This is a genomic window from Solimonas terrae, assembly GCF_011067135.1.
In the GTDB taxonomy this organism is placed as follows: Bacteria; Pseudomonadota; Gammaproteobacteria; order Nevskiales; family Nevskiaceae; genus Solimonas; species Solimonas terrae.
Genome location: NZ_JAAMOW010000004.1, coordinates 235,481 through 261,153 on the forward strand (window position 1 = coordinate 235,481; position 25,673 = coordinate 261,153).

A 25,673-nucleotide genomic window follows, 5' to 3' on the forward strand; every position below is an offset into this window, starting at 1 on the left:
AACGGCACCTGTTGCGGTGACGGCAGTCGGGGGACTCCGGCGCCGCAACGGGATGCCGTGCCGGCTGGCGCCGATTCACACACGCCGCCGCTTCCCACGCCAGACAGGCTTCAATCGTCGATCGACGCGCGCAGCGTCTTGATCCGCCCGCGTCGCGTTTTCTCGTCGGTACGGCGGCGCTTGGCGGCCTTGCTCGGTCTGGTGGCGCGTCGTACGCGCGGGGCCGGTTCGGCGGCGGCAATCAGCAACCGCAAGCGTTCCAGCGCCGCATCGAGATTCTGCTCCTGACGACGATGCTGCTGCGCCTTGATGACGATCACGCCATCGGCGCTGATGCGCCGGTCGCTGCGCTCCAGCAGGCGTGCCTTCACGTCCTCGGGCAGCGACGAGGCACCGACATCGAATCGCAGCTGCACCGCGGACGAGGTCTTGTTGACCTTCTGGCCGCCGGCGCCCTGCGCGCGGATCGCGGTCAATTCGATTTCGCCGAGCGCCAACCTCAGTTGCGGCGAGATGATCAGATGGGTGGGGGCAATGAACGGCATCCGCACATGATGACCGATCATGGCGCGCCGGACAGCACGCGAACGCAGCGCCGATTCCGTGAGCACGTCGGCCGCAGTGACTACACTGTCGGCGCATTTTCCGAAGACACAGGAGATTTTCGTGGACGCTGTGCTCGATAAATTGTCGAATGTCGACACCTTGATCGCGCTGGTTCTGCCGGCAGCTTGGCGCGTGGTGGCCGCCCTGCTCACCTTCCTGATCGGTCGCTGGCTGGCGAAGCTGGCGATCGGCCTGCTGCGCCGCGTGCTGACGCGCAGGAACTCCGATCCGATGCTGGTCAACTTCGTCTGCAATGTCCTGTACGGGCTGGCGCTGGCGCTGATCGTCATCTCGACGCTGGCGCAGCTCGGTGTCGACACGACCTCGGCGGCCGCGGTGCTCGGCGGCATGGCGATCGCGGTCGGCATGGCGCTGCAGGGGCAGTTGTCGTCGTTCGCGTCCGGCGTGCTGCTGATCGTGTTCCGGCCGTTCCGTGCCGGCGACTTCGTGCAGATCGGCGGCACGATGGGCACCGTCGAGCAGCTCAAGATCGTGATCACGGTGCTCAAATCGCCGGACGGGCAGGAAGTGACGCTGCCCAACTCCAGCGTCTGGGGCAACACCATCACCAATTTCAGCATTCGCCCGGTGCGGCGTGTCGACCTCGCAGTCGGCATCGGCTACGGCGCCGATCTGCGCAAGGCCAAGGCGATCCTCGAAACCCTGCTCGCCGAAGAACCGCGTTTCGTCGACGAGCCGGCGCGGACCGTGCACTGCACCAACCTCGGCGAAAGCTCGGTCGACTTCGCGGTGCGCGGCTGGACCAAGGGCGGCGACTGGTGGGACACGCGCTGCGCGATGATCGAGAAGATCAAGCTGCGCTTCGACGAGGAAGGCATCGAAATTCCGTTCCCGCAGATGGACCTGCATGTGCGCGATCTGCCGCCGGAAACCTCGCCGGAGCGCCGCGCCGCCTGATCGCGTGCGGGTGGTGCCGAAGCTGGCACCGTAATTGCCGCATTTTCCGTCAGGCGAGGTCACGGCGCCGCCGTCGACGCCGAGCGGGGAATCTGGCAATGAGCGGATGCAGCCGAGTTGCGGAGTACCGCGCGTGAGCGCGCCGGGGTCGATGACCGGGCTGGTGCTGACCGCCGGTGGCGCGCGCGGCGCCTACCAGGCGGGCGTGATCCGGCGCATCAGCGAGCTGCCGTCCTTGCGCAAGGGGCCATCGCCGTTCCGCATCATCGCCGGCGCATCGGCCGGCGCGATCAACGGTGCCGCACTGGCCGCCTCGAACTCGGATTTCGCCGAGGGTTCGGCACTGCTCGCACGGCTGTGGTCGCAGCTCACGTTCAAGGACGTGTTCCGCACCGACAGCCGTGCGCTGGCGAAGACCGGCGGCCTGATCGCGCTCGATTTCGCGCTCGGCGGCCTGATCGGCGGCGGCCGTCTGGAAGCGCTGGTCGACACGGCACCGCTGAAGGCGTTTCTCGGCGCCCATCTGCGCCTGGAAGGCATCGCCGAGGCGATTGCCAGGAACGATCTGTATGCAGTCGCCGTCACCGCCACCGGCTACCACTCCGGCAAGGCCTTCACCTTCGTGCAGGGCCAGCCCGGCCACCCGGTCTGGAACAAGAGCCGGCGCGTCGCACTGCCGACGGCACTGACGCTCGATCACATCCGCGCGTCCTCGTCGATCCCGATCGTGTTTCCGCCGGTTGCGCTGGCCGCCGCCGGCTCCACGGCCTATTTCGGCGACGGCGCCCTGCGCCTGACGACCCCCCTGTCGCCGGCGATCCGCCTCGGCGCCGATCGCATCTTCGCGATCGGTGTGCGCTGCCAGGAGTCCGCCGACAGCCTGCTGCGATCGGAACTGTCCAGCGACGATGAGCTGGTCGCCAAACTGCAGCGACCGCCGCTGTCGCAGATCTGCGGCGTGTTCCTCAATGCGATCTTTCTCGACCATCTCGACGCCGACGTCGATCATCTCAAGCGCATGAACGAGCTGGTCGCCGGGTTTCAGCCGGCGGCGCGCAGCAAGGCGGCCAGGGCCAGCGAACCGATGCGCATCGTCACGCCGCTGGTGCTCTCGCCATCGGCGGATCTGGCGATCATTGCCAAGACGCTGGCGCACCGCATGCCGCGCACCTTGCGCTACGTGATGGATGGCCTCGGCACGCCGGACGCGCAGAGCGCCGATCTGACCAGCTACCTGCTGTTCGACAAGGCGTTCACCAGCGAGCTGATCCAGCTCGGTTATCGCGACGCCGCGCAGCGCATCGACGAGATCGAGGAGTTTCTCGCGCCGCGCACACGGACTCGCGGTCGACGCTGAGGCCGTCTATTCGTCCTTTGCTTTCGCGGCGTCGTGCAAGGTCGTTCGCACGGCGATCAGCAGCTCGCGGAAATACGGCGAGGTGTTCTTTGCCGGCGCGGCGTCGGGATGCTCCGCGGCCGCCGCTTCGATTGCCGCACGTTCGCGCCGCGCATTGCGGATCAGTGTGCGCAGCGGCTGGATGACGACCTGCGGATGCAGCGCGATCCATTCGGTGACGGCGGCATCGTCGGCGAGCAGGCGATCGCGCCAGCGCTCGGCATCCTGCTGGGCGCGTTCGCGCGAGCGCCAGTATGCGGCGATCGCGACGCGCAGTGCCTCCGGATCGGACTCGCGCAGGATCTTGCCGACGTACTGACCCTGGCGGCGCCGCGCTTCGTGCGAGCTGATCTTTCGCCAGGTGCGCAGGCCGTCGCGCAGGCGCTCGTCCATGTCGATGATGTCGAGCTGGGCATCGGGCAAGGCGAGCAGATCGTTGCCGATCGTCAGCAACTCCTGCGCTTCGCGCTTGAGATGCGACTTGCTCGGCCCGTCGAATTCGAATTCCAGCGGCGGTGGCTTGGCCATCAGCGATTGTCCTCGCGCTTCAGATACGCGAACAGCCGCGCGCGCGTCGCGGCATCCATCTCGCGCATCCTGCGGATATTGTTCTCGGGGATCGCATCGACGTCCGGGTGGCTGTCGACGGCCGCTTCGACGCTGTCCTCGCGCAGCAGATGCAGCAGCGGATACGGCGCGCGGTTCGTCAGGTTCTCGGGATCGTCCGGCTCGGTATCGGCGAACTGATAGTCCGGATGAAAGCTCGCCACCTGATAGATACCGCTCCATTCGAACTGGTCGAGCATGCCGTCGACCTGATCGAGAAAGTCGTTGTAGTCGGCAAATTCCGCGAACAGCCGCGGCACCGCGATCAGCGTCGTCTCGATCTGCGCCGGCGTGCTGTCGTCGAGCAGCGCCAGCTCGATCTGCAGCTCCGCCAGCAGCGCCACCTCGTTCTGCGCCTCGCTGACCACCACTCGCACCCGCCCGCTGCGCGCGGGATGCGCCGCGAACGGGCACAGGTTCAGGCCGATGACGACCTCGTCCAGCCAGCGGCGGACTTCGGTTTCGATCGGGTGGATGGGTTCATTCGGCATGGCGGGAATCTCGGCAGGCGCGTAGCGTAAATGCTTTCATGCCATGCCGTCCGGTATGGTCGGGGAGGAGTCGCTATCAGCCCTATTGAGCCGGCCGCATGAAGTATGAACTTCTTGAGGCCGACGGAGTCAGAGTGTCATGGAAAAAGAAGACGCTCGATTTCAGAAGTTGGAGCAATTGCACGAGAGGCGTAAGCAGGTCGTGCGATTGCATCTGCGGGGTACCGGCGTGATGGAGATCGTCGCGCTGACAGGGTTGAGCTACCCGGCGGTGCGCGGGGCGATCGACTTGTTCGCCCGAGGCGGCTGGTCGGCCATCAAGCCGGCCTGCCGGGGACGTGACAAGGGCGACGGGCGATTGCTCAACGCCGAGCAGGAGGCGTCGGTGCGACGCACGATCTGCGACAAGCGGCCCGAGCAGTTGAAGATGGAATTCGCGCTGTGGACCCGCGGCGCGGTCATGCAGTTCATCGAACGCGAATTCGGCGTGCGGCTGTCCATCCGCGCCACCGGCGAGTACCTGCGTCGATGGGGCTTCACGCCGCAGAAGCCGATCAAGCGCGCCTACGAGCAGCGCCCCGAAGCGGTCAAGCAGTGGATCGACAACGAGTACCCGGCCATCGCGCGTCGCGCCAAAGACGAGGGCGGCGAGATTCACTGGGGCGACGAGACCGCACTGGTCAACACCGACGTGCGCGGTCGCAGCTATGCGCCTCGCGGCAAGACGCCGGTGACCTTGGCGGTGGGCGGGACGCGCGAGAAGCTGTCGATGATCTCCACCGTCACCAACCAAGGCTGCGCCAGCTGGATGATCATCGACGGGGCGTTCAACCACGAGCGGCTCATCGAGTTTCTGCAGGCGCTGGTGCGCGACGGCAGGCGCAGGCGCAAGAAGGTCTTCCTCATCCTGGACAACCTGGGCGTGCATCACTGCAAGCCCGTGAAGGCCTGGCTGGCCGATCACCGGCGCGACATCGAGGTGTTCTTCCTCCCCAGTTACAGCCCCGAACTCAACCCGGACGAGCGACTCAACGCCGACCTCAAGCAGACCATCGGCAGCAAGGTGCCGGTTCGCACCAAAGCCAAGTTGCGCGCCGCTGCCGATGAACACATGCAATTCATCGCCGCCAATCGCAAACGAGTTCGGGCCTATTTCCAAGACCCCATCGTCAAGTACGCGGCGTGAAGACTTCATCGTGCCGGATCAATAAGTGGCCATTTGCTAGGTGAGCGCAACCAAGCTGCCGTTGGAGGAGAGCGACCGCTAGAGCCACTTAAAGTCGGAGGGTGTGCCGCTACTGGCCTGCCAAGGCGCAAGCTGCCGGAAGTTGCACAGGAACCGACTTCGCTTATCGTTTCTCGATCGGTAAGTTTCGAAAAGTTGGTGTCGGTAGCCGGGGCTCCACTAAATGCATAATGCGCCATCAAAGAAGGGGCGGACTCGGCTGAATCGACGTATGACCACGAAACCGAAGGGGAAAAGCTTGCGTGCTATCGACCTGTATTCAGGCGTCGGTGGCTGGTCGCTGGGCCTCCGTCTCGCTGGGATCGAGGTTGTCGCATCGTACGAGCGCTGGGGCATTGCCAACGAGACGAACTTCAAGAACAACCATCACCAGGCTCAAACTGTCGACATCCGCCGGCTCGAGCTGGACGACCTTCCTGCGGACATCGACATCGTCGTTGGCAGCCCTCCGTGTACCCAGTTCTCTTTCTCCAACCGCGGGGGTAGCGGCGACCTGAAAGACGGACTCAAGGACGTGATCAAGTTCCTCGAGATCGTTGAGCACGTCCGGCCAAAGGTCTGGGCCATGGAGAACGTGCCGCGCATGGCCATGATCATTGAGAAGGAATCGAGGAAGCGAGGCGCCCTCCACAGATTCCAGTCGCTGGGGATCAACAGCCGCGTCCTCAACCTGGCCGAGTTCGGCGTGCCCCAGCGAAGGATGCGTTGCATCGCCGGCAATTTCAATTTCGACCTGCTGGACCGTTATCGTGAGACCACACCAAGGTTAACCTTGGGTCAGATCATCGAGGCCTTGCGGGAAAAGAAACTCGTGGACCCAATCTTCGGCGTCGAAATTGCGGCCAATGAGCTGACAGATCACGTCCCTGAGGAGCCGCTCAACGACGAGGAGGTCCGTATCAACCGTGCGGCCAAGACGACGCACACCGTCTACAACGCCATGTCGTTCCCCGACCGGAAGGATCGGCCTGTGCGGACCATCACTGCCACCTGTACCCGCGTGTCGCGGGAGAGCATCGTGATTGATTGTCCGGAACAGCCCGGGAAATACCGCCGGCTGACCGTGAGGGAGCGGGCGAGCCTGCAAGGTTTCCCGCTGAGTTTCCAGTTCTATGCTGAGAGCTATTCGCACAAGCTCCGGATGATCGGGAACGCGATCCCGCCGGCCTTCACCTATCACCTCGCCCACGCATTGGTCGGGACACAGGCGGAGAAGGTCCGTGCTCTGAAAGTGGTGGGGACGGAGTTCAAGCACGCCGTTCCACTCGCCAAGAGTGCTCCTCTCGAGCGGGCGGGCGCGCGCTTCCCCCTGAAACGGCGTTTCAAGTTCGCCATCCCGAGCTTGCAGCTCAAGAGCGGCGTGCGTTTCGAGGTCTCCAACCGGGTCGACGTGGAGCCAGTGGCCTGGGGTGTCGATTTCTACTTCGGAACGTCGAAGTCGATCGTTAGCTTGAGGCTTGATGACCATCTGCAGGCGCGGTTGCTCAAACGGATGTCCCGCGATCTTAGGACGGGAGTCGACAGCACACTGGAAGCCCTCGTGGGCTTCCTTTCAGGCGCGTCGTTCGGTGACATGCAGCGGATTTGGTCCCACCGGGGCCCCGGAGCGACGACGCCGTTCATGCTTCTCGATCAGCTCGACCAGGCGGGCGCCGCCCTGGCGCTTATTTTCACGAAGCACGAGAGATACACGCTCGCGGCATTACATGACGCGATCCAAGAGGAGCATGGTGCAGGCTACGCCGATCACCTGCCGGGGGTGAACAAGCTGACTCGCAACTCGGCGCTGATCGTCGCTGGTCTTCTCGTCGGTTCCACAGCGAACCTTCACCTCGAAGGGAACGGTATCCAGAGAACGCGACGTATCAAATCGGCCGCCTGATCCTTGCTATCGCGGTACTCAGCCCCTGATCTCGTAACCATCCGCGCTGATCTGCCAGCCTGGCAGACCGGTGAGGAAGAACGCCGAGTGAGGGCCTCTGATGGCGAGGGCCGTGTACCCCTCGGTGGCCATCAAGTCGCGGTCGACAAGGTGCAGGCTGTATTGCTCCCCCAGCTCCTCGGCGACCTCCAGCTCGTTCCTGCTCCAGAAGAAGCGCCGCTCGCCACTGTAGGATTTCACCTCGATGTGCAGGTCGTGCCGCAATGAACTCAGGGAGGCGAAGGACAGGATGTCGAAACCGGCTGACACGTCCTCGTCAGATATGCGTCGGACCTGATCAAGCAGCGGATGGCCATGCAGTCGCTCCCTCTCCCTCGCCAGCACCCACTCCTCAGCGAGCAGCCCGTTCTCTAGGTCTCGCGCGCGCCTCGCCTCGAGTTGCTTGGTACTCACCCGCCGCCTGGAGTGTTGGACATTCGCCTCGCGTGCGGCATCGAGGAAGATCGATTCGAAGTTGTCGGCCACCCGCCACAATCGGCTCGTGGCCCGCTCGCGGGCGGCCACGCCAAACTCGGCGACCCAGAGGGACACGCCATCATGTGATCCAGGCAGCGACAGTGAATCCAGCCACAGCCCGTTGCCGTTTGCGCCCGATTGCAGGCACCCAGCGGGGCCACGGGTCGCCAAACGGGCACCGATCTCGATCGCCGTCATCCGGCCGATCTCCGCGCGCCATCTGGATGCGGGCCAGCCCTGTCCGACGCGGAGCCTGGCCTCGCCATCGACGATCTGGAGGGCATTGAACCTGCCAAGCATCCGCAAGGTGTTCAATGTCCTCGCGATCGATGCCGAGTTCGCGACCCGCATTTCGTGCGCGAGCCTGTCCGGGGTCGGCTGGCTCGACGATCCACCAATCAGGTTCAAGAGCGCATGGACCTGCTCGGCATCGAGCAGCCCGTCAGACTCCCTTGCGACGCTCATAAGCCTCGAGCACGGCGCGGATGTCGTCGTCGTCATCGCCGGACGCGGTGAGGAGCGGTATGTCCTCCGAATCGACGAGGTCGATGAGCCGTCGCTCCTTCATCTGAAGCCGCTGGTCGATATCGTCATCCACCGTGTCGCTACTCCCCAGGTAAAAGTAAGACACCAGACCGCCGCCGGCCGGGTTGTAGCGGTGGATTCGGTCCTTTGACTGGATGAAGCGGCCGGCGTTGAAGTCCCGGTCGTAGTAGATCGCCGTCCTGCACGCCTTGTGCAGCGAGATCGACTCGCCGACCGCCTGCGGGTTGGCGACCAGGACGGCAGGGCCGGGAGTGGAATGGAAACGGTCGATGATCTCCTCGCGCGTGCCAAGCAGCTGCGCGTCATCGTCACCACCGCCGACCGGCGTCACGCCGGTCAACTTCTCGAGGAAAGGCACACTCCCCCGGAACAGCCGCATTAGCCTGTCCAGGTTCCCAAGGAAGTAGGACCAGATGAGCACCTTGCCGCCGGAATCCAGCGTCGTTCTGGCGAGCCTCTCGCAGATTTTCAGGCGCTCGAGGTCTCGTTCGACGTTGAACGCCCTCACCAGCTCGACCACCTCCTGCTCAGTCACCGAGTAGTCGGCGGCGATCCCGGCATCGAATAGTGCATCCCTTTCGATTGGCAGCAGTAGAAGTTCAGGGTTCACCGCGGCCTGCCGCAGCCGGATCAGCCTAGCCCTGACCCTCATCGGAACATTGGCGCTCGCCAAGTCCCGCCGGAACTGCGGAACGATCTTGGTCTCCAGCAGCCGGTAAATCCGCTCCTGCGCGGCGCCCATGGGAACCGGGACGCGATGCTCCTCGAAGGGCGGGAGGCCGAGATCCGATTTCCTGATCCTGGTGAAGAACGGCTTGATGCGCTCCTTCAGCTGGGGGACGGCCCGCTCCATGGACCCATCGGACATCGCCCGGAGGGTCGAGCTTGGGAATCCGACAACATCCCGCATCGGATAGATGAACCGGAACAGGTTGACCAAATCCTCGTACCCGTTCGGGGCAGGGGTGCCCGTAAGCACCACGCGGCAGGAGGCGAGGCGAGCCAACCGCAACGCTGCTGCCGCCCAGAAGCCATCCTCGTTCTTAATGTAGTGCGCTTCATCCAGAACCATCATTGTCGAGGGCCCGAACCTACGCAGGAAGGCCGTGAATCCCTCCTCTGAGTTGGCCAGGGTCTGGTATGAGGTTAACGTCAGTTCAACACCTCGCGCCTCAGGTGTGATGCCCTTCAGGTAGTCGTTCCGGTCCTCCGCCGGCGTGGCGCCAGAGATTCGCCGCGTAATCGGGGTCCTGTTGAAGATCGCGCGGTATTCGTCCTCCCAAGCTTTGAAGGACGACAGGGGGCCGACGATCAACAGTCGGTCGATCGCCTTCCCGTCCACCGCCGGTGACGCCTTCAGGTAGGCATATGCCGCGTAGACGATTGATGTCTTGCCCGCGCCAGGCACCGAGAAGTTGCAGGCGTTATGGGCGAAGGCAAGGTGGAACGCCGACAGAAGCTGCTTCCGATAGAAGGTGCGGCCGACGCACGCAGCCTCGACCGCGGCGACAAATCTCCGGAACTCTTCCGTATCGAGGTTGCGACCCCAAATCTCGGCTGCAAGGGCGCTGAATCTGGCGAACTCCTCCGACTCCTCTCTGACGGCGTCGAGAGCCGATGAGATGCCACGCTCGAGATCAAACCCGACGCCAGCGTTCTGGAGCAGCTTCTCGATGGTCCGGAACTGCTGGGACAGGCTCTTCGTTCCGGTCGGGAGACGGAGTGTCCCATCCGGTCCAGTCTGTCCTCCTTCCTTGCAGAAGTGCGCGGCGAACATCGGGCTGCGCAACAGCCGCGGCCCGGCTCCGGTGATCGTCACCGCCTTCTCGGCCTCCAGGTATCCGAGCTGGACCTTGTCCATGATCCGGTCCGATCAGCCCCGCCGCTCGAAGCGTTTCTTCATCTCGTACGTCAGCTGATTCAATTCGCGGACCAGAGTCAGATTGTCAGGGTCGGCGATCAGGCTATCGTCCTCGATGTCGATCTTCTCCAATGCGAGCTTCGCCTTGACCAGCAATTCCCGCGGCTTCAAGACCTCCATCCGGTAGTACAGCTTGTCCCCGGCGGTGCCGAAGTTCCTCTTCATCGCGGAATCGACGGTATCCCGCCACTCACGGTCGCGTGCAATCGCCGCCTCGGTCTTCGTCCCGTGATGCGGATTCTTGGCTATGTACGTCTCAAGGTCATCCGCAGTCGCGGTGATGGGATCCACCACCTTGCCGTGTTCCCCCGCGAACTCCCTCCAAATGTCCTCGTGGCAGTAGAAGTTCTTGCTGTTGCCCTGATGGGAGATGGCGCGGTACGACTTCTTCGCGTCGGCGAATTCCCCGAAACGTATGTAATCGAACTGGATGGTGCGCAGGCGGAGCTGGTCGAACTCGTCCTGGACCCAGGGGACCTTGGCGTTCTTCCCCTCGATCCGCTTCAGGTCACTATAGAGGTCAACGAACATCCCCTCCTTGGTCCCATCAGCATCCTTCAGCATCGTGTAGAGCCGAGGACAGCCAATGTGATCGAGGTAGGCGTCCATCAGCTGCATGATTGCAAGAAGCCGGGCGGCGTATCCCTTTTCCCTGCCCATGAGCGAGTCGATCTCTTCCTCTTTGATATCGAGATCGACACGCAACCTCCTAGCATGGAGGTACTTCTGGATCGGCCCATATTCGACCTTGGCGTCCTCGCCGAGCTGGTACTGCGTCTCGAGCCGGACGATCTCCTTCTCATTATCGGCATAGGCATCCGGCAGGATGATCGCCTCGAGGTACTGCGGCTGATGCTCTTGGATTCCCAGACGCTCCAACAGCATCGCGCGACGGTTGCCATCGATGATCACGCCATCCAGGCTGACGATGCCTGGCCGCTGCTGTTGCTTCTTTTTGAGGTCAGCGAGGGTTGCCTCATTCCTTCCCTCGTTGAGTTCCCACAGCAGCGACTTGATCTTGTCGTGCTTTTCCTGAGTGTACGCCGTGGGGGCCTGATGCTCCTGCATCCAAGTGAGCATCTCGGCTTCGATACGGCCGTTGTGCTCATTGAAGATCAGCAAGTCCAGGCTGATCCGGTGGACGGGAAAGGTCTGCGCTCGACCCTTGTAGAAGAGCTTCTGCGTTCCTTCAGGCTTCGACTTCAGAAGCTCGGAGAGCTTCTCCTTACGGACGGATGCCGAGACGACCATATTTTCCCCTGCTCGTTTTGATTATTGAACACGCCACAGACCTCGCTTGGCGGCGCACCAGCGCTTCGTCAACCAAAAGAACTCTAGCCCAGAAACGCCCTCAGCTTCCCGGCCCACCGATCCAGATCGCTCACCTCGCATTCCCAGACTGTAAGCATTTGGTAGCCCATCTTCTCGAGCTTCGCCGAGCCCCTGCGTGACGAGCCTTGTTGGCGGTGAATTTACCTTCCCAGAACGCGGTCCGCGACTTTGGAATTCTGGCTAGCGGGCAAAAGGCATGCGCGCGCCAGACGCACCCGTGGACAAAGATGGCCTTCCGCCTTTTCCTGAAGATCAAATCCGGCCTGCCTAGGAGGCGGGAAGCGTGGAGACGGTATCGCGATATCCCATGGCGTGCACGAGTCACCGGGCGGCCATCTCCGGGCGCGTATCCCGCGCTTTGATCCGGCTCATGGTCTCCTAACAGCACCGCTTCGATACCGTATCCAAGTCCGTTCGCTGCTGGGTGGTGGCGTACGGATAATGCTGGCCGCTGCACCTGCCTAGCACCTATAGGATCGGAGCACTCACACGCTGTTGTGGCGCCGCTTCAGCCCACGCTCTCAATCAACGCCACGCTCCCCTGCCCACCATCGGCACAGATGCTGACAATCGCGCGCGTGCCGGCGGGCATCGCGGCGAGTTCCTTCACGGACTGGCTGAGGATGCGGGCGCCGGTGGCGCCGAAGGGATGGCCGATGGCGACGCTGCCGCCGTTGGGGTTGACGCGCTCGCGCGGGAAGGCGCCGAACTCGAAGTTCACGCCGGCGCGATCGCGCAGGAACGCCTTGTCTTCGAGCGCCTTGATGTGGAACAGCAGCTGCGCGGAGAACGCCTCGTGGATTTCCCAGAGCGCGATGTCTTCGTACTTCAGGCCGTGGCGCGCGAGCAGGCGCGGGATCGCGAACGCGGGCGCCATCAGCAGGCCTTCGTGGCGGAAGTCGATCGAGGCGATTTCCCAGTCGACGAGCTTCACGCGCGGCGTGTTCGCCGACAGCCTGGCGAGGCCGGCTTGCGTGCCGACCCAGATCGCGGCGGCGCCGTCGGTCAGCGGCGATGAGTTGCCGGCGGACAGCGTGCCCTGGCCGCTCTTGCGGTCGAAGGCCGGCGGCAGCTTGCCGAGTTTTTCGAGCGAGGTGTCCTTGCGCGGAATGCCGTCGCGCTTGACGTCGCCGACCGGCACGACCAGATCGTCGAAGAAGCCGCGTTCCCAGGCCGCCACCGAATTCTGGTGGCTGGCGAGGGCCGAGGCGTCCTGCGCGTCGCGCGGGATCTGCCATTCCTTGGCGGTGATCTCGGTGTGCTCGCCCATCGACAGGCCGGTCGTGCGGTTGGTGACGGCCGGGATGTAGAGCTTCACATCGCCGAGCTTGAGATCGCGGATCGCCGCGAACTTGTCGCCGACCGACTTCGCCTTCTGGAACTTGCGCAGCCAGTCGCTGAGCGTCTGCGTCAGGCCGACCTGCACGCGGCTCATGCTTTCGACGCCGCCGACGAGCGCGAGCTGCCGGCTCGAATCGTTGAGCATGCCGGCCGCCTCGAACGCGCCGATCATGCTCGTCGAGCAGGCCATGATCGTCGAGAACGCGGTGATCGTCGGCGGCGCGCCGGCCTCCATCAGGATCTCGCGGGCGATGTTGCTCCAGGTCAGGTTCGGCACGACGCTGCCCCAGACCGCGAAGTCCGGCGTCGCGCCCTTGGCGAGCATGGCCTGCACGACCGGCACGGACAGCGCGATCGCATCGTGCTGCGCCAGTGCGCCGTCGACCTTGGTGAACGGCGTACGCACGCCGCAGGCCAGCCAGATTTCGGGATGCGCAGCGGTCGTGACCATGCGAGTACTCCGTCAGCGTAAGGGTGTCCGGATTCTAGACCTGTGCGCCCGGGCATCGGGGACACGCCGGCGATCGGCGCGCACGGCAGCGGCGGTGCCCTGTCTTTTCGCGCCGGGACATGGTGCATGTTGTCGCAGCTCCGATACAGTGCTTCGCCTATCAGGAGGAGACCGGGCATGACCGCGCTGTTCTCTGTTCGACAGATCGTCCCTTGCGTCCTTGGGCTGTCCATGCTGGCCGCGGCGCCCGCGCACGCCGCGCCGCCGCCGCTCGACGCCGCCGCCTTGCACGTTTGCGCCAGCCAGGTCGGCCAGTTGCGCAGCGAGGCGGCGCGGCTGCTTGCGAATGGCGCGCGGCTCGATGCACGTCGCAGCGCGCTCGATCAGCGCTCGGCGGCCTTGCAGGCGGAGGCGGCAGGGCTGGATCGCAGCGACCTGCGAGCGACGCTCGATCTGCAACAGCGGCGCCAGCAGCACAACGATGAGCTGCAGGCATTCAATGCCGACATCGCCCGGCATCGGCAGGCGATCGATGCGATCAATCGGGTGAAGCAGACCTACGCGCGGGATTGCGCCGACCGCGCGTATCGCCGTGCGGACTTCCGGCGTCTGCCGGCCGAAGAGCAGGCCGCAATGCGCGCCGGCCTCGATGACATCGAAGTGCCGTACCTCGATCCGGCCGCGAATCCTTGAGCTGCCTTCAGTGCCGTGCGCAGTCGGCGGCGCGCTGCCGCAACATGGCCTGCTCGCGTGCATTCTGCGTCAGGCTCGCGGCCCGCTCGAACTCGGTCCGCGCGTCTTCGTAGCGGCCCAGTCTGGCGAGCAGATCGGCGCGCACGCTGGGCAGCAGATGGTAGTGGCGCAGTGATGCTTCGCTGCGCAGCGCGTCGACGATGAGCAGCCCCGCGGCCGGACCTTCGGCCATGGCCACCGCGACCGCGCGATTGAGTTCGATGACCGGCGACGGCGTGCGTTCGGCCAGCGTGGCGTACAGCGCCGCGATCTGCGCCCAATCCGTGTCCGCGGCGCTGCGCGCACGGGCATGGCAGGCGGCGATTGCAGCCTGCAGTGCGTACGGGCCAAGCGCGCCGTCGAGGGCGACGGCCCGCGTCAGCGCCGCAAGTCCGCGCCCGATCGCGCGCCGATCCCAGCGCGCGCGGTTCTGGTCCAGCAGCAGCACCGGCACGCCGTCGGCGTCGACACGGGCCGCCGCGCGCGACGCCTGGATTTCCATGAGCGCGACAAGGCCGTGGACTTCGGCTTCGTTCGCGGCCAGACCGGCGAGGATGCGGCCGAGACGCAGCGCTTCCTCGCACAGGGCCGGTCGCATCCAGTCGTCGCCGGCGGTCGCCGAATAGCCTTCATTGAAGATCAGATAGATCACCTCGAGCACCGAGGCGAGGCGCTCGACCAGCGCTTCGCGCGCGGGTTGCTCGAACGGCACACGCGCATCGCTCAGCGTCCGCTTGGCGCGGACGATGCGCTGCGCGATCGTCGCTTCCGGAACCAGAAACGCGCGTGCGATTTCGTCGGTCGTCAGGCCGCCGAGCAGGCGCAGGGTCAGGGCGATGCGCGCCTCGCGCGACAGCAGCGGATGGCAGGCCGTGAACATCAGCCGCAGTAGATCGTCGCCGACGTGATCGTCGAGATCGGGATCGGTGCCGGCCTGTACGGCGAGCAGCTGATCCTCGATCTCGCGCGTCAGCTCGCCTTGCTTGCGCAGTTGCATCGTGCGATGGCGCAGCAGGTCGATGCCGTGGCGCTTTGCCGTGGTCATCAACCAGGCACCTGGATTGTCCGGCACGCCGGTCTGCGGCCACTGTTCCAGCGCGGTGACCAGCGCATCCTGCGCCAGCTCCTCGGCCAGCCCGACGTCCTGCATGAGACGCGCGAGGCTGGCGATGAGCTTCGCCGATTCGATACGCCAGACGGCATCGATCGTGCGCCGGATGTCGGTCGTCATGCGCGGGGCATGCCGTTCACGGCGCGGCGGCCGGCGCTTCGACGTTGACCATCCACGGCGTGCCGTAGCGATCGGCGAGCATGCCGAAACCCTGGGACCAGAACGTCTCGCCGAACGGCATGCGGATTTCGCCGCCGGCCGCGAGCGCGTCGAACGTCGCACGTGCCCTGGCGATGTCCTGGTAGCCGAGCGACAGCGAAAAGCCGGATGCGCCCGGAAAGGCCTGACCGGCCATCCAGTCCGAGGCCATGAGGACCAGGCTGTCGGTGCTCAGCCGCGCATGCATGATGCGCTCGGCCGGCTGCTGCGGCGCCTGCGCATCGGGCGGCGCCTGATCGTGCCGCATCATGTCGAGCTTGCCGCCGAGTACCTGCGCGTAGAACTGCATGGCTTCGGCACAGTTGCCGTCGAAGAAAAGATAGGGACTCAGTGTGCTCATGTTGCCTCTCCGTTCGGGAATGTGACTCACGACGCCTTGTTGGTCTGCATGTCGCGGAAGCCGGCCGCGGCGGTCTGCACGTCGGCGGGAAAGTCGTCGAATTCCTGGACCTGGCGGATTTCGATGACTTCGTTGGCGCCGGCCGGGCAGCGTTGCGCCCAGGCGATTGCGTCGTCGCGCGAGTTCACCTTGATCATCCAGTAACCGCCGAGTACTTCCTTGGCTTCGGCGAACGGGCCGTCGCGCACCACCGGCTTGCCGGTGTCGAAGCGCACGCGTGCGCCGACGGACGGTGGATGCAGTCCTTCGCACGAAATCAGGACGCCGGCCTGCTGCAGGGCCTCGTTGTATTTCATCATCGCCGCGACCGCGCCTGCGTCCGGCATCGTGCCCGGGGCTGCGGATTCGTAGCCGCCGGGGATCATCAGCATCATGAAGCGCATCGTGGTTCTCCTTGGAAGTGCCAAAGCTTCAGTGCCGGCCGGTGCGGGCGATACGCTCGCGCTGGCTGACTTCCTGCGCCCGCAGTTCGGGGCTCATGTGTTCGGCAAAATCCTCCATCTCGAAGATCTGCCGCAGTTCGATTTCCGTGCCGCCGTCGAAAGGCGCGCGCTTCAGCCACTCGATCGCCTCTTCCCGCGACCGGACCTGCCAGATCCAGTAGCCGGCGATCAGTTCCTTGGCCTCCGCGAACGGTCCGTCGGTGATCGTCCTCTGCTTGCCGGAAAAGCGCATGCGCAGACCCCTGGCGCTCGGATGCAGTCCGTCGGCGGCGAGCATGACGCCGGCCTGCACCAGTTCTTCGTTGTAGCGCGTCATCGCCGTGATGACGGCTTCACCCGGCATCACGCCGGCTTCCGAATCGGCATCGGCCTTGACGATCACCATGAATTTCATTGTCGTGCTCCTGGATGTTGATCCTGCCGTCCGGCGGTTCCGGAATGTCGGCGCTCCAGCAGACGACGAGCGACGCCGGTGCAAATCGACATGATCATCGGACAAATTTCGGTCACTTGCGTGCTGCCGGTCTCGGCCTTGATTTTTGCCGGTCGCTTGGCGACGATCCGACGCCTTGCCGTGCTGCTCGTCCCGCGGCCCCGAAGGAGATGCCATGTCTTACGCCCTGTTGATCGTCGAACCGCGCGGCCAGCGCGAACAGCGCAGTGCCGAACAGGGTGAAGCGGTGTACGCGCGCATGGTGGCATTCGGCACGGCGCTCAAGGCGCGCGGCAAGCTGCTCGCCGTCGAGTCGCTGAAATCCGATGCGCAGGCCACGCGCGTCGAATCGCGCAATGGTCGGCAGGCGGTGATCGACGGGCCGTTTTCGGAAGCCAAGGAGATGATCGGCGGCTTCTTCCTGCTCGATTGCGCGAGCCGCGACGAGGCGCTGGCGATCGCCGCCGAATGCCCCGCCGCCGAATGGGCAACCGTCGAAGTACGCGAAACCGGGCCCTGCTTTCTCTAGGGAAAGTCTGAAAAGCGACCGGATTCGCCGTGGCGACGCGCCGAAGATGACGGCGCAATCCGGCGGCTCCCAGCGCATACGCTGCATCTGGATCGCCACGGCCGCTTCGCGGCCTCGCGACGACGGACTGGTTCGCAGGCTCTCCGGGAAAACCGGATAGGCGTCGCGAGCTGCCGTGCGCCGCCGCTTATTCGGCCTGCAGTGCCTCCATCTGGATGCGAAGCGTCACGGTCATGTTGAAGCCGTAGTCCTTGCCGGCGTCGAGTCCGAAGTCGTCGCGCTGAAAGCTTGCCAGCGCGTCGGCCCCGCACAGTTCGCGTTTCGGATACAGCGGATGCGGGATGCACTTGAACGAATCGACGTTCAGCGTCAGCGGTTTGGTGACGCCGTGCAGGTTCAGTTCGCCGATCACGCGCGTCGGTTTGCCGTCGACGAAATCGGCGAGCTTGCCCGTGTAGTGCGCCTGCGGATATTTCGCGGCGTCGAAGAACTCCGCGGACTTGGCTTTCTCGTTCATCACGTCGAGCCCGAAATCGACGCTGTCGATGTCGACCGTGACATCGACCGAGCCGCTGCGCGCCGCGCGATCGAGCAGCAGCGTGCCCTGCGTGTGATTGAACTTGCCGCGCCAGACCGAGACGCCGCCCATGTGGTCGGCTTCGAAGCTCGGGTAGGTGTGGGCAGGGTCCATTTCGTAACGCGTCGGTGCCGCTTGCGCGGCGGTGCAGGCAAGTGCGGCCAGCGCAGCGGCGGCAGTCAGCCGGTTCTTCAGTCGCATTCCATCTCTCCCAAAGGCATGCGGCCCGCCGATGTGCGGGCCATGAGCAAACGACGATCGAGCGTATCCGGAATCGACAGGCGCCGCCGTCGCGCGAGGACGCTGGCTGACGATCGTGACAGCCGCGGCCGTGACGGGTCCACTACACTGCCGGCAACCCGCTTCCCGGACACTGCCGATGCCCGCCGAACACGCTTCCCAACATCCCCTGCAGTCGTTGCGCGACTTCCTGCATGAGGAATCCGCCGGCGGGATCGTGCTGATGGCCGCCGCGGCCTTGTCCCTGATCGTCGCCAATTCGCCACTGGCCGCGCCGTACTTCGAGGTGCTGCACCGCCATGTCGGCGGGCTCAGTGTGCTGCACTGGATCAACGATGGCCTGATGGCCTTGTTCTTCCTGCTCGTCGGTCTGGAAATCAAGCGCGAAATGCTGGAAGGCCAGCTGGCCAGCTGGTCGCAGCGCATCCTGCCGGGCATCGCCGCGCTTGGCGGCATGATCGTGCCAGCCTTGCTGTACTTCCTGTTCGCACGTGGCGATGTCGCGGCCTTGCGCGGCTGGGCGATCCCGATGGCGACCGACATCGCCTTCGCGCTCGGCGTGCTGGCGGTGCTCGGTTCGCGCGTGCCGCCATCGCTGAAAGTCTTTCTCGCAGTGCTGGCGATCATCGACGATCTCGGCGCGATCATCGTCATCGCCCTGTTCTATACCGAGCAGCTGTCGTTCGTCGCGCTGGCTGGCGCCGGTGCGGTGCTGGCGGTGCTGGCAATTCTCAATCGCTGCGGCGTGACCCGGCTGTCGATCTATCTGACGCTTGGCGTCGTGCTGTGGTGGCTGGTGCTGAAGTCCGGCATTCACGCGACGCTGGCCGGCGTGATGCTGGCGCTGACGATACCGTTGCGCACCAACGGCGCAGCGTCGCGCACCGATGCGGCTGCGCCGCTGCACCGGCTCGAACACGGTCTGCATCACTGGGTCGCATTCCTGATCATTCCGCTGTTCGGCTTCGCCAATGCCGGCGTCTCGTTTGCCGGCATGAGCGTGCAGACCGTCCTGCAGCCGGTGCCGCTCGGGATCATCGCCGGCCTGTTCGTCGGCAAGCAGCTCGGCGTGCTCGGCTGTGCCTGGCTCGCGATCGCCAGCGGCCGTGCCCAGCTGCCGGTGCAGGCCTCGTGGCGGCAGATGCATGGCGTCGCCTTGCTGTGCGGCATCGGCTTCACGATGAGCCTGTTCATCGGCGGCCTGGCCTTCGGCGACGGTGGCGAGCTGATGCGGGAAACCAAATTGGGTGTGCTGGCCGCCTCGCTGCTGTCGGCCGTGGTCGGCATCGTCCTGCTGCGTGCCGCGGCGCCGCGCGCGACAACGTAGCCCGCGCCGCGTCGCCGTGCCATGCTCGGCGTCGGCGGTTCAGGAGATGACCATGCTGCGACACGAGATCCCGACGCTGGACGCGCTGCTCGATGCGCATCGCGATGCCCTGGGGCCGGACTTTCAGGCCTATCGCAACCACTGCTACCGCGTCGTCAATCTCTGCGCGGAACTGTGCGCGGCGAGTTCGGAGCAACTCGAAAAGATCGCGATCGCCGCCGCGTTCCACGATCTCGGTATCTGGACCGACGGGACCTTCGATTATCTGGCGCCGTCGCGGCAGCGCGCCGAGGCCCATCTCGCGGCAATCGGCAAGTCCGAGTGGGCGGACGAGGTCGGCGCCATGATCGACCAGCATCACAAGCTCGGACGCTATCGTGTCGCGCCGGCGGCGCTGATCGAAGCCTTCCGTCAGGCCGACTGGTGCGATGTCGCGCTCGGTCGTCTCGGCTTCGGCCTGTCCGCCGAATGGCGCCGGGCGCTGCGCGAGGCCTTTCCGAACGCCGGCTTCCACAAACGCCTGCTGCAGCTCTCGGGCCGGCGGCTGCTGACGCATCCCTGGAGCCCGATGCCGATGCTGCGCTGGTGAGCCGCTACAGGCTCTGGTAGGTCGTGTACTCGAACGCGAGGAACAGCGGCATCGCGTGCACGTCGGCGAACGGCAGGATCTGCGTCAGGAAAACACCGCCGATGCCGGTCTGCGGGTCGATCCAGTAGTAGCAGTTCGTCAGACCGGCCCACATCAGGCTGCCGGCAGCGCGGCCGGTGGGCAGCGGCCTGGTGTTGATCATCGTCGCCAGACCCCACTGATGCGGAATCTCCGGCGGCAAGGGCATGTCGTTCGACAGCATCGGGTTGGCGGTCTTCACCGACGGCACGGTCAGCGCACCCATCTGGTTCTGCGACAGCAGCGCGACGGTGTCCTCGCGCAGCACGCGGCCGCGTTCGCCCATGCCCTTGTTGAGGATCATGCGAACGAACTTCAGATAGTCGCCGACCGTGCCATAGAGGCCGGCGCCGCCGAGGCCGATTTCCGGCGGCTGCGGCAGTTCGAGTTCGAGCGGCACCAGCTTGCCGTCGACGCGCTGATGGATCTTGGCCTTGCGCGCTCGCATGTCCGGGGTCATCGTGAACGCCGTGCTGGCCATGCCGAGCGGTGCCATCACGTGCTCGGCCAGATAGTCGCCGAGCGTCTGGCCGCTGAGCTTTTCGACGATCTGCCCGACCCAGTCGATGCCGATGCCGTATTCCCAGCGCTCGCCCGGATCGAACAGCAACGGCAGCTGCAGTGAGGCGCGCGTCGCGCTCAGCACGCTCGGCGTGCCGGTCGCGGCCTGGAATTTCTGCACGTCGGTGCTGAGGAATTCGTAGCCGAAGCCCGAGGTATGCGTCAGCAGATGGCGCAGCGTCATCGGCTGCTTCGGCGCGCGCGTGATCGGGCTGCCGTCGGTTGCAAAGCCGTCGAGCACTTGCACATCACGCAGTGCCGGCAGCCAGGTCGAGGCCGGACTGTCGAGATCGAGTTGGCCCTTTTCGAGCAACTGCAGCGCCGCCACCGAGGTCAGCGCCTTGGTCATCGACGCGATCAGGCCGACCGTGTCGAGTGTCATCGGTGCGTCGCCATCAAGCGCGCGGCGGCCGAACGCCCCTTCGTAAAGGACCTTGTCGCGATCGGTGACCATGGCGATCACGCCGGGCACGGCGCCGGCGTCGGTGGCCTGCCTGAGCACGGCGTCAATCTGCGTCTTCATCGACATGAAGCGAAGCTCCTCGTTCTTGTTGTACGGGTGGACGATGACGCGTCAGGCGGCCAGCGACACCTTTTCCGCGTTCGCGGATTCGGGTGCCGGCGTGAATTGCAGGACGCCGTCATCGACGGGGTCCTTCAGCAACATCGGACGGTCCTGCTCGTAGTTGTGCAGCACGCGCCACGGCAGCGCGCGGCCCTGACGCGGCAACAGGTCATCGGCGCGACGGATGTAGCCGGAGCCCAGCGAGCCGAGGATGTTCTCGTCGAGCATTTCGCCCTGTGGCGCGCGCGGTGTGAACACGCGCATCTGCTTGTCGTCCATGTACTTGAACAGGCGGCAGAGGTAACGCGACGAAAGATCGGCTTTCAAGGTCCATGGCGCGTTGGTGTAACCGACGATGATGCCGAGGTTCGGTACGTCCTGGATCAGCGTGCCCTTGTAGGTCATCAGCTTGCCGACATCGCCGCGGTGGCCGTCGAGCGTCACGTCGATGCCGCCGAACAGCTGAATGTTGAGGCCGGTGGCCGTGATGATGATGTCGGCTTCCAGCTGCTTGCCGGATTGGAGCTTGATGCCGTTCTCGGTGAACGTCTCGATGTGATCGGTGACGACCGAGGCCTTGCCGGCCGAGATCGCGTTGAACAGATCGGCATCCGGCACTGCGCACAGGCGTTCGTCCCACGGCATGTAGCGCGGCGTGAAGTGGCGCATGTCGTAGCCTTCCGGCAGGCGCTTCTTGACGCCGTTGAGCAGGAACGCACGCACCCGCTCCGGCCAGCGTTTCGCTGCCTTGTACAAGGCGCGCTGGAAGAAGATGTTGCGCCGGCGCGCGAAGCCGAACACCCAGCGTTCCGGCAGCAGCTTGCAGAGGAATTCGGAAACCTTGTCGTAGGCCGGAATCGAGAAGATGTAGCTTGGCGAGCGCTGCAGCATGGTCACGTGCTGCGCGCCGCCTTGCGCCATCGCCGGCACCAGCGTGACGGCGGTCGCGCCGCTGCCGATCACGACCACGCGCTTGCCCTTGTAGTCCAGCTGTTCCGGCCAGTGCTGCGGATGGATGCGCAGGCCGTGGAAGCGCGCCTCGCCGGGAAATTCCGGCAGAAAGCCCTGGTCGTAGTTGTAGTAACCGGTGCAGCTGATCAGATAACTGCAGGTGTAGCGACGTTCCTGGCCGCTCGCTTCATCGAGCGCGGTCACGGTCCAGCTCGCGGTTTCGCTCGACCACGCGGCCTGCGTGATCTTCTGGCCGAACTGGATTTTCTTGTCGACGCCGTACTCGCGCGCGGTGTCGGTCACGTACTCGCGGATGATCGGCCCGTCGCCCATCACCTTGATCCCGTCCCAGGGCCGGAACTCGAAACCGAAGCAGCACATGTCCGTGTCCGAGCGGATGCCGGGATAGCGGAACAGATCCCAGGTGCCGCCGATCGCCTGGCGGCGTTCGAGGATCGCAAAGCGCTTGTCCGGGCATTCGCGGGTGAGCCGGCAGGCCATGCCGATGCCCGACAGGCCCGCGCCGATGATCAGGACGTCGTAATGCGTGTTCATCAAGTTCTTCCTCCGGAAAGTGCGGTCTTCTGCCGTCACCCTGTCCAAAAATGCCGGCTCAGTCTGTGGCCGTCCGGCCATCCAGACTTGACAACGGGAGACAAGAATTCGACTTTTGGAGACATGACAGCCATGGTCCGGGCGAGTGGTCTGCGCGGTTACAGCGCTTTGATGCGTCAGCTCGGCGCCGATCCCGAGCGCCTGCTGCGCCGCTATCGCATCGATCCGCAATTGCTGCTCGACGACGATGCCTTGCTGCCGCTGCGCGCGACCGCACAGCTGTTCGAGGACAGCGCCGCGATCACCGCCTGTCCCGACTTCGGCCTGCGTCTCGCCGATCAGCAGGACATTTCGGTGCTGGGGCCACTGGCAATTGCGATGCAGCACGCGCCGACCGTCGCGGAAGCCTTCGACATCATTTCGCGCTATCTGTTCATGCACAGTCGCGGCATGGCGCTGAGCGTGCATGCGGACAGCGATCTGGTGCCCGGTGCGGCGGAGGTGCGTTTCGAACTGCAGGTGCCGGGTCAGGGTGTGTTGCGTCAGACGATGGATGTCTGTCTCGGGGACGTGCACCACTTCATCGAACTGCTCGCAGGGCCCTATGCGCTGAAGGCGGTCAGCCTGCCGCACACGCCGATCGCGCCGCTGTCGGTCTACACCCGCTTCTTCGGCGCGCCGGTGCACGTCGCGCAACGACACGGCGCCCTGCACATCGCGCGCGAAACCTTCGAACTGCGACTGCAGACCGTCAACCCGTCGCTGCAGCGCATTGCCGTCGATTATCTCGCGCAGAATTTCGGCAATCCCGCGCAGACGCTGGCGACGCGTGTCCGCCATCTGCTGCACCGTACACTGGGCACGGCGCGCAGCGACAAGTGCACGATCGCGGCGATGCTGAAGCTGCATCCACGCACGCTGCAGCGCTACCTCGACGCCGAGGGCACGAGCTTCGACGCGCTGCGCGACGAGGTGCAGCGCGAGCTGGCACAGCGCTATCTGTGCGAAACACGCATTCCACTGACGCAACTCGCCGGCATGCTGGGCTACGCCGAACAATCGGTGCTGACGCGCGCGTGCCGCCGCTGGTTCGGCATGACGCCGTCGGCACTGCGACAACAGACCGCCCGCCCGATCGGCGGGACGCAGGCGCCGCTCTGAGCGGCGTCGCTCAGCGTGGCTCGAGCGCCTGCAGGCGCGCGGCCAGCAGGCCCGGGAAGCGGCCGTACCAGGTCGCGTTCAGCGGCGACGGATGCGGCAGCGGATGCAGCGCCACGCGGCGTGAGCGGCCGCGACCGTCGTTCAGCGACACGTCGATCGACGCTTCGTAGCGATCATCGCGCTCCCAGAACGACTCGAGTGCGTGCATGTCGGCCTTGTCGCGATTCAGGCCAAACCAGAAGAACGCCTCGCGACCGAGCACGATCAGGTGCTCGCCGCTCCAGGCATCGAGCAGCACCTGCATCATCAGCGGCTGGAAGCGCTTCTTGATCTTCGTCGACCAGGCCTTGTTGCCGACCGGCTTGTACGGAACCGTGTTGGCCCAGAAGTAGTGCAGGCCGATTTCGCGCGATGCCGCGAAGTTCGGCAGCGGCAGGCCATGACGATGCTGGTACAGCGCGCGCCGCACGAGCTGGCCGCCGGCGCCGATGAAGGGTTCCTGGTGCTGCACTTCATCGCGACCCGGGTCGCGACCGAAGAAGCCGATCGGCGAATCCGGATTGCCGTGCGCCACCAGCGGCGCCAGCGGATCGCGGTCGAAGCGTGCATAGCACTCGGTATCGATGCCGTCGGTGTCGGCGGCAAGTTCGCGAAACGCGAGAATCCGCGCGGAGCTGAGCAGCGTGTCGGACATGGCGGAGACGGGGTAGTGGAAAGGGATCGGATGGTGCGCCGTGCGACGCTCCTACAATGAGCGCGCATCATGCCCGAACGGCGGAGGACGACGTGGAAGACTGGGTGTACCGCGCGCTCGCGCGCTGGCCGAATGTGCCGGCGCTGTACGACTGGCTGAGCCTCGATCGTCGCGGACGCTGGCTGATCCGCGGTGAGCCGATCACGCGACCGCAGATCATCGACACGATCAATCGCAACTACGCGGTCGACGAGCGCGGTTGCTGGTATTTCCAGAACGGCCCGCAGCGCGGCTACATGAAGCTCGAAGTCGCGCCGTTCGTGCTGCGCGTTGCCGACGATGGCGAGCAGCTGCTGACGCACAACGAATTGCCGGTCCTGCGTGCATCGCGGGGGTTCATCGACGCCGAAGGCTCGCTGCTGCTGGCCACCGAACACGGTGCCGCGGCGTTCGCCGACACCGAGCTGGACTGGGCGCTGCAAAGGATCAGCGGCGCCGGCAGCCTGCTGCAGGACGAGGAACTGGCGGCAGCCCTGGCACTGCGCTCCGGTACGCAGACGCCGCTGCAGCTGCGTCTGGAGAATCGGTGTCTGCCGCTGATCCGCCTCGATGCGGAGGATGTCGAAGCCGAACTCGGTTTCGTGCGCGTGCCGTCGGCGCCGGCCTGAAGCGGCTCAGCAGTCGACGCCCAGCTGGTTGCGGCGGAAGCGCTCTTTCGGATCGAGATGATCGGCGCCCGCGTCGGCGGCCAGCGACGGGTCCAGATGATATTTGCCGTCGGCGCCGAGCTCGGAGCCCTTGTAGTGATACTTGCCGTCTTCGCCGCGCGAGCAGCCACGCGGGTGGTACTTGCCATCCATGCCGAGGAACGCGCCCGGCGGATGGTATTTGCCGTCGACGCCGACGAACGAGTTGCGCGGATGGTACTGGCCGTCCTCGCCGAGGAAATAACCTTCCGGGCGGTACTTGCCGTCCGGAAACAGGATTTCTCCGGCCGGATGGTATTTGCCGTCGGTGCCGAGGAACGAGCCCGGCGGGTGATAGCGCTCGTCGCTGCCGAGGAAGTATTCCTTGGGATAGTAGACGCCGTCGGCGCCCAGTTGCGCGCCGGCCTTCTTCTTGCCGCTGACACTGCGCGGCTTGCTGCTGACTGCCACATTCGCCTCCTTGGGCGCGATGGGAACGGCCGCTGTGTGGGGCGCGAACTGCTGCTTCGCGGATGCGGGAATGTCGTCATTCCGCATGTCGGCCGTCGT

The 25,673-nt window shown here is 65.1% G+C and carries 27 protein-coding genes; 10 read left to right on the top strand and 17 right to left on the bottom strand.

Annotated elements, in window-relative coordinates; genetic code table 11:
* Positions 1 to 110: 110 nt before the first annotated feature.
* Positions 111 to 566: an alternative ribosome rescue aminoacyl-tRNA hydrolase ArfB gene (arfB, locus tag G7Y85_RS09265; RefSeq protein WP_241696090.1), complete on the bottom strand. Its 456-nt coding sequence runs from the start codon at positions 564 to 566 to the stop codon at positions 111 to 113.
* Between the two features lie 100 nt (positions 567 to 666).
* Between arfB and G7Y85_RS09270 the strand changes: the two genes are divergently transcribed.
* Positions 667 to 1,524 carry a mechanosensitive ion channel family protein gene (locus tag G7Y85_RS09270; RefSeq protein WP_166255341.1) on the top strand — a complete coding sequence of 286 codons (858 nt, stop codon included), beginning with the start codon at positions 667 to 669 and terminating at the stop codon, positions 1,522 to 1,524.
* Between the two features lie 133 nt (positions 1,525 to 1,657).
* The gene (locus G7Y85_RS09275; protein WP_366514937.1) at positions 1,658 to 2,881 is read left to right on the top strand and encodes a patatin-like phospholipase family protein; all 1,224 of its coding nucleotides are present in this window, start codon (positions 1,658 to 1,660) and stop codon (positions 2,879 to 2,881) included.
* A 6-nt stretch (positions 2,882 to 2,887) separates the two neighbouring features.
* On the opposite strand, the gene yjgA is transcribed toward G7Y85_RS09275, so the two are convergent.
* Positions 2,888 to 3,448 (bottom strand): ribosome biogenesis factor YjgA, encoded by a 561-nt coding sequence (gene yjgA, locus G7Y85_RS09280; protein ID WP_166255347.1) that lies wholly within the window; start codon positions 3,446 to 3,448, stop codon positions 2,888 to 2,890.
* Positions 3,448 to 4,017, bottom strand: coding sequence for a DUF1415 domain-containing protein (locus G7Y85_RS09285; RefSeq protein ID WP_166255350.1), 570 nt, complete (start codon positions 4,015 to 4,017; stop codon positions 3,448 to 3,450). The genes yjgA and G7Y85_RS09285 overlap by 1 nt, the downstream gene beginning before the upstream one ends.
* A gap of 139 nt (positions 4,018 to 4,156) precedes the next feature.
* Between G7Y85_RS09285 and G7Y85_RS09290 the strand changes: the two genes are divergently transcribed.
* On the top strand, positions 4,157 to 5,203 hold the full coding sequence (locus G7Y85_RS09290) for an IS630 family transposase (RefSeq protein ID WP_166255353.1): 1,047 nt from the start codon (positions 4,157 to 4,159) through the stop codon (positions 5,201 to 5,203).
* Positions 5,204 to 5,474: 271 nt separating this feature from the next.
* Positions 5,475 to 7,145, top strand: coding sequence for a DNA cytosine methyltransferase (locus tag G7Y85_RS09295; protein ID WP_166255356.1), 1,671 nt, complete (start codon positions 5,475 to 5,477; stop codon positions 7,143 to 7,145).
* A gap of 18 nt (positions 7,146 to 7,163) precedes the next feature.
* Here the strand turns inward: G7Y85_RS09295 and G7Y85_RS09300 are convergent, their stop codons facing one another.
* From G7Y85_RS09300 to G7Y85_RS09320, 5 genes are all read right to left on the bottom strand, one after another.
* Positions 7,164 to 8,126, bottom strand: coding sequence for a protein NO VEIN domain-containing protein (locus tag G7Y85_RS09300; protein ID WP_166255359.1), 963 nt, complete (start codon positions 8,124 to 8,126; stop codon positions 7,164 to 7,166).
* Positions 8,104 to 10,068: an SNF2-related protein gene (locus G7Y85_RS09305; protein ID WP_166255362.1), complete on the bottom strand. Its 1,965-nt coding sequence runs from the start codon at positions 10,066 to 10,068 to the stop codon at positions 8,104 to 8,106. The genes G7Y85_RS09300 and G7Y85_RS09305 overlap by 23 nt, the downstream gene beginning before the upstream one ends.
* A 12-nt stretch (positions 10,069 to 10,080) precedes the next feature.
* Positions 10,081 to 11,379, bottom strand: coding sequence for a hypothetical protein (locus G7Y85_RS09310; protein ID WP_166255365.1), 1,299 nt, complete (start codon positions 11,377 to 11,379; stop codon positions 10,081 to 10,083).
* A gap of 130 nt (positions 11,380 to 11,509) precedes the next feature.
* Positions 11,510 to 11,917: a hypothetical protein gene (locus G7Y85_RS20630; RefSeq protein WP_366514938.1), complete on the bottom strand. Its 408-nt coding sequence runs from the start codon at positions 11,915 to 11,917 to the stop codon at positions 11,510 to 11,512.
* Between the two features lie 51 nt (positions 11,918 to 11,968).
* Positions 11,969 to 13,252, bottom strand: a complete 1,284-nt coding sequence (locus G7Y85_RS09320; RefSeq protein WP_166255368.1) for an acetyl-CoA C-acyltransferase — start codon at positions 13,250 to 13,252, stop codon at positions 11,969 to 11,971.
* Positions 13,253 to 13,429: 177 nt separating this feature from the next.
* Here G7Y85_RS09320 and G7Y85_RS09325 point away from each other — a divergent pair, with 177 nt between their 5' ends.
* A complete protein-coding gene (locus G7Y85_RS09325; RefSeq protein ID WP_166255371.1) occupies positions 13,430 to 13,945 on the top strand; it encodes a hypothetical protein in 516 nt (171 codons plus the stop codon).
* 7 nt (positions 13,946 to 13,952) lie between these two features.
* Here the strand turns inward: G7Y85_RS09325 and G7Y85_RS09330 are convergent, their stop codons facing one another.
* From G7Y85_RS09330 to G7Y85_RS09345, 4 genes are read right to left on the bottom strand one after another with little or no spacing between them, the layout of a single operon-like run.
* Positions 13,953 to 15,215: an RNA polymerase sigma factor gene (locus G7Y85_RS09330; protein WP_166255374.1), complete on the bottom strand. Its 1,263-nt coding sequence runs from the start codon at positions 15,213 to 15,215 to the stop codon at positions 13,953 to 13,955.
* A 16-nt stretch (positions 15,216 to 15,231) separates the two neighbouring features.
* On the bottom strand, positions 15,232 to 15,654 hold the full coding sequence (locus G7Y85_RS09335) for a VOC family protein (protein WP_166255377.1): 423 nt from the start codon (positions 15,652 to 15,654) through the stop codon (positions 15,232 to 15,234).
* A 26-nt stretch (positions 15,655 to 15,680) separates the two neighbouring features.
* The gene (locus G7Y85_RS09340) at positions 15,681 to 16,097 is read right to left on the bottom strand and encodes a YciI family protein (RefSeq protein ID WP_166255380.1); all 417 of its coding nucleotides are present in this window, start codon (positions 16,095 to 16,097) and stop codon (positions 15,681 to 15,683) included.
* 28 nt (positions 16,098 to 16,125) lie between these two features.
* The gene (locus G7Y85_RS09345; RefSeq protein WP_166255383.1) at positions 16,126 to 16,551 is read right to left on the bottom strand and encodes a YciI family protein; all 426 of its coding nucleotides are present in this window, start codon (positions 16,549 to 16,551) and stop codon (positions 16,126 to 16,128) included.
* A 214-nt stretch (positions 16,552 to 16,765) separates the two neighbouring features.
* On the opposite strand from G7Y85_RS09345, the gene G7Y85_RS09350 reads away from it, so the two are divergent.
* A complete protein-coding gene (locus G7Y85_RS09350; RefSeq protein WP_166255386.1) occupies positions 16,766 to 17,119 on the top strand; it encodes a YciI family protein in 354 nt (117 codons plus the stop codon).
* Between the two features lie 187 nt (positions 17,120 to 17,306).
* On the opposite strand, the gene G7Y85_RS09355 is transcribed toward G7Y85_RS09350, so the two are convergent.
* The gene (locus G7Y85_RS09355) at positions 17,307 to 17,897 is read right to left on the bottom strand and encodes a YceI family protein (RefSeq protein WP_166255389.1); all 591 of its coding nucleotides are present in this window, start codon (positions 17,895 to 17,897) and stop codon (positions 17,307 to 17,309) included.
* A gap of 178 nt (positions 17,898 to 18,075) precedes the next feature.
* Here G7Y85_RS09355 and nhaA point away from each other — a divergent pair, with 178 nt between their 5' ends.
* Entirely contained in the window at positions 18,076 to 19,263 is a 1,188-nt protein-coding gene (nhaA, locus tag G7Y85_RS09360; protein ID WP_166255392.1) for a Na+/H+ antiporter NhaA, read from the top strand.
* Positions 19,264 to 19,315: 52 nt separating this feature from the next.
* Positions 19,316 to 19,852, top strand: coding sequence for an HD domain-containing protein (locus tag G7Y85_RS09365; protein ID WP_166255395.1), 537 nt, complete (start codon positions 19,316 to 19,318; stop codon positions 19,850 to 19,852).
* Between the two features lie 4 nt (positions 19,853 to 19,856).
* Here the strand turns inward: G7Y85_RS09365 and G7Y85_RS09370 are convergent, their stop codons facing one another.
* Both G7Y85_RS09370 and G7Y85_RS09375 read right to left on the bottom strand, forming a co-directional pair.
* A complete protein-coding gene (locus G7Y85_RS09370) occupies positions 19,857 to 21,020 on the bottom strand; it encodes a serine hydrolase domain-containing protein (RefSeq protein ID WP_166255398.1) in 1,164 nt (387 codons plus the stop codon).
* A 45-nt stretch (positions 21,021 to 21,065) separates the two neighbouring features.
* Positions 21,066 to 22,562, bottom strand: coding sequence for a flavin-containing monooxygenase (locus G7Y85_RS09375; RefSeq protein WP_166255401.1), 1,497 nt, complete (start codon positions 22,560 to 22,562; stop codon positions 21,066 to 21,068).
* 123 nt (positions 22,563 to 22,685) lie between these two features.
* Here G7Y85_RS09375 and G7Y85_RS09380 point away from each other — a divergent pair, with 123 nt between their 5' ends.
* Positions 22,686 to 23,723 (top strand): AraC family transcriptional regulator, encoded by a 1,038-nt coding sequence (locus G7Y85_RS09380; RefSeq protein ID WP_166255404.1) that lies wholly within the window; start codon positions 22,686 to 22,688, stop codon positions 23,721 to 23,723.
* Between the two features lie 10 nt (positions 23,724 to 23,733).
* Here G7Y85_RS09380 and G7Y85_RS09385 read toward each other — a convergent pair whose 3' ends face one another.
* Positions 23,734 to 24,417 carry a uracil-DNA glycosylase family protein gene (locus G7Y85_RS09385; protein WP_166255407.1) on the bottom strand — a complete coding sequence of 228 codons (684 nt, stop codon included), beginning with the start codon at positions 24,415 to 24,417 and terminating at the stop codon, positions 23,734 to 23,736.
* Positions 24,418 to 24,509: 92 nt separating this feature from the next.
* Between G7Y85_RS09385 and G7Y85_RS09390 the strand changes: the two genes are divergently transcribed.
* Complete coding sequence (locus G7Y85_RS09390) at positions 24,510 to 25,085, top strand: DUF2946 family protein (protein WP_166255410.1); 576 nt, start codon at positions 24,510 to 24,512, stop codon at positions 25,083 to 25,085.
* A gap of 6 nt (positions 25,086 to 25,091) precedes the next feature.
* Here G7Y85_RS09390 and G7Y85_RS09395 read toward each other — a convergent pair whose 3' ends face one another.
* A complete protein-coding gene (locus G7Y85_RS09395) occupies positions 25,092 to 25,574 on the bottom strand; it encodes a hypothetical protein (RefSeq protein ID WP_166255413.1) in 483 nt (160 codons plus the stop codon).
* Positions 25,575 to 25,673: the final 99 nt, after the last annotated feature.

What these genes read in the sequence shown, in the direction of transcription:
- arfB (WP_241696090.1), bottom strand. Translation starts at nt 566, where the DNA reads ATGATCGGTCATCATGTGCGGATGCCGTTCATTGCCCCCACCCATCTG.
- yjgA (WP_166255347.1), bottom strand. Translation starts at nt 3,448, where the DNA reads ATGGCCAAGCCACCGCCGCTGGAATTCGAATTCGACGGGCCGAGCAAG.
- G7Y85_RS09285 (WP_166255350.1), bottom strand. Translation starts at nt 4,017, where the DNA reads ATGCCGAATGAACCCATCCACCCGATCGAAACCGAAGTCCGCCGCTGG.
- G7Y85_RS09290 (WP_166255353.1), top strand. Translation starts at nt 4,157, where the DNA reads ATGGAAAAAGAAGACGCTCGATTTCAGAAGTTGGAGCAATTGCACGAG.
- G7Y85_RS09295 (WP_166255356.1), top strand. Translation starts at nt 5,475, where the DNA reads ATGACCACGAAACCGAAGGGGAAAAGCTTGCGTGCTATCGACCTGTAT.
- G7Y85_RS09300 (WP_166255359.1), bottom strand. Translation starts at nt 8,126, where the DNA reads ATGAGCGTCGCAAGGGAGTCTGACGGGCTGCTCGATGCCGAGCAGGTC.
- G7Y85_RS09305 (WP_166255362.1), bottom strand. Translation starts at nt 10,068, where the DNA reads ATGGACAAGGTCCAGCTCGGATACCTGGAGGCCGAGAAGGCGGTGACG.
- G7Y85_RS09310 (WP_166255365.1), bottom strand. Translation starts at nt 11,379, where the DNA reads ATGGTCGTCTCGGCATCCGTCCGTAAGGAGAAGCTCTCCGAGCTTCTG.
- G7Y85_RS09320 (WP_166255368.1), bottom strand. Translation starts at nt 13,252, where the DNA reads ATGGTCACGACCGCTGCGCATCCCGAAATCTGGCTGGCCTGCGGCGTG.
- G7Y85_RS09325 (WP_166255371.1), top strand. Translation starts at nt 13,430, where the DNA reads ATGACCGCGCTGTTCTCTGTTCGACAGATCGTCCCTTGCGTCCTTGGG.
- G7Y85_RS09330 (WP_166255374.1), bottom strand. Translation starts at nt 15,215, where the DNA reads ATGACGACCGACATCCGGCGCACGATCGATGCCGTCTGGCGTATCGAA.
- G7Y85_RS09335 (WP_166255377.1), bottom strand. Translation starts at nt 15,654, where the DNA reads ATGAGCACACTGAGTCCCTATCTTTTCTTCGACGGCAACTGTGCCGAA.
- G7Y85_RS09340 (WP_166255380.1), bottom strand. Translation starts at nt 16,097, where the DNA reads ATGCGCTTCATGATGCTGATGATCCCCGGCGGCTACGAATCCGCAGCC.
- G7Y85_RS09345 (WP_166255383.1), bottom strand. Translation starts at nt 16,551, where the DNA reads ATGAAATTCATGGTGATCGTCAAGGCCGATGCCGATTCGGAAGCCGGC.
- G7Y85_RS09350 (WP_166255386.1), top strand. Translation starts at nt 16,766, where the DNA reads ATGTCTTACGCCCTGTTGATCGTCGAACCGCGCGGCCAGCGCGAACAG.
- G7Y85_RS09355 (WP_166255389.1), bottom strand. Translation starts at nt 17,897, where the DNA reads ATGCGACTGAAGAACCGGCTGACTGCCGCCGCTGCGCTGGCCGCACTT.
- nhaA (WP_166255392.1), top strand. Translation starts at nt 18,076, where the DNA reads ATGCCCGCCGAACACGCTTCCCAACATCCCCTGCAGTCGTTGCGCGAC.
- G7Y85_RS09365 (WP_166255395.1), top strand. Translation starts at nt 19,316, where the DNA reads ATGCTGCGACACGAGATCCCGACGCTGGACGCGCTGCTCGATGCGCAT.
- G7Y85_RS09370 (WP_166255398.1), bottom strand. Translation starts at nt 21,020, where the DNA reads ATGTCGATGAAGACGCAGATTGACGCCGTGCTCAGGCAGGCCACCGAC.
- G7Y85_RS09375 (WP_166255401.1), bottom strand. Translation starts at nt 22,562, where the DNA reads ATGAACACGCATTACGACGTCCTGATCATCGGCGCGGGCCTGTCGGGC.
- G7Y85_RS09380 (WP_166255404.1), top strand. Translation starts at nt 22,686, where the DNA reads ATGACAGCCATGGTCCGGGCGAGTGGTCTGCGCGGTTACAGCGCTTTG.
- G7Y85_RS09385 (WP_166255407.1), bottom strand. Translation starts at nt 24,417, where the DNA reads ATGTCCGACACGCTGCTCAGCTCCGCGCGGATTCTCGCGTTTCGCGAA.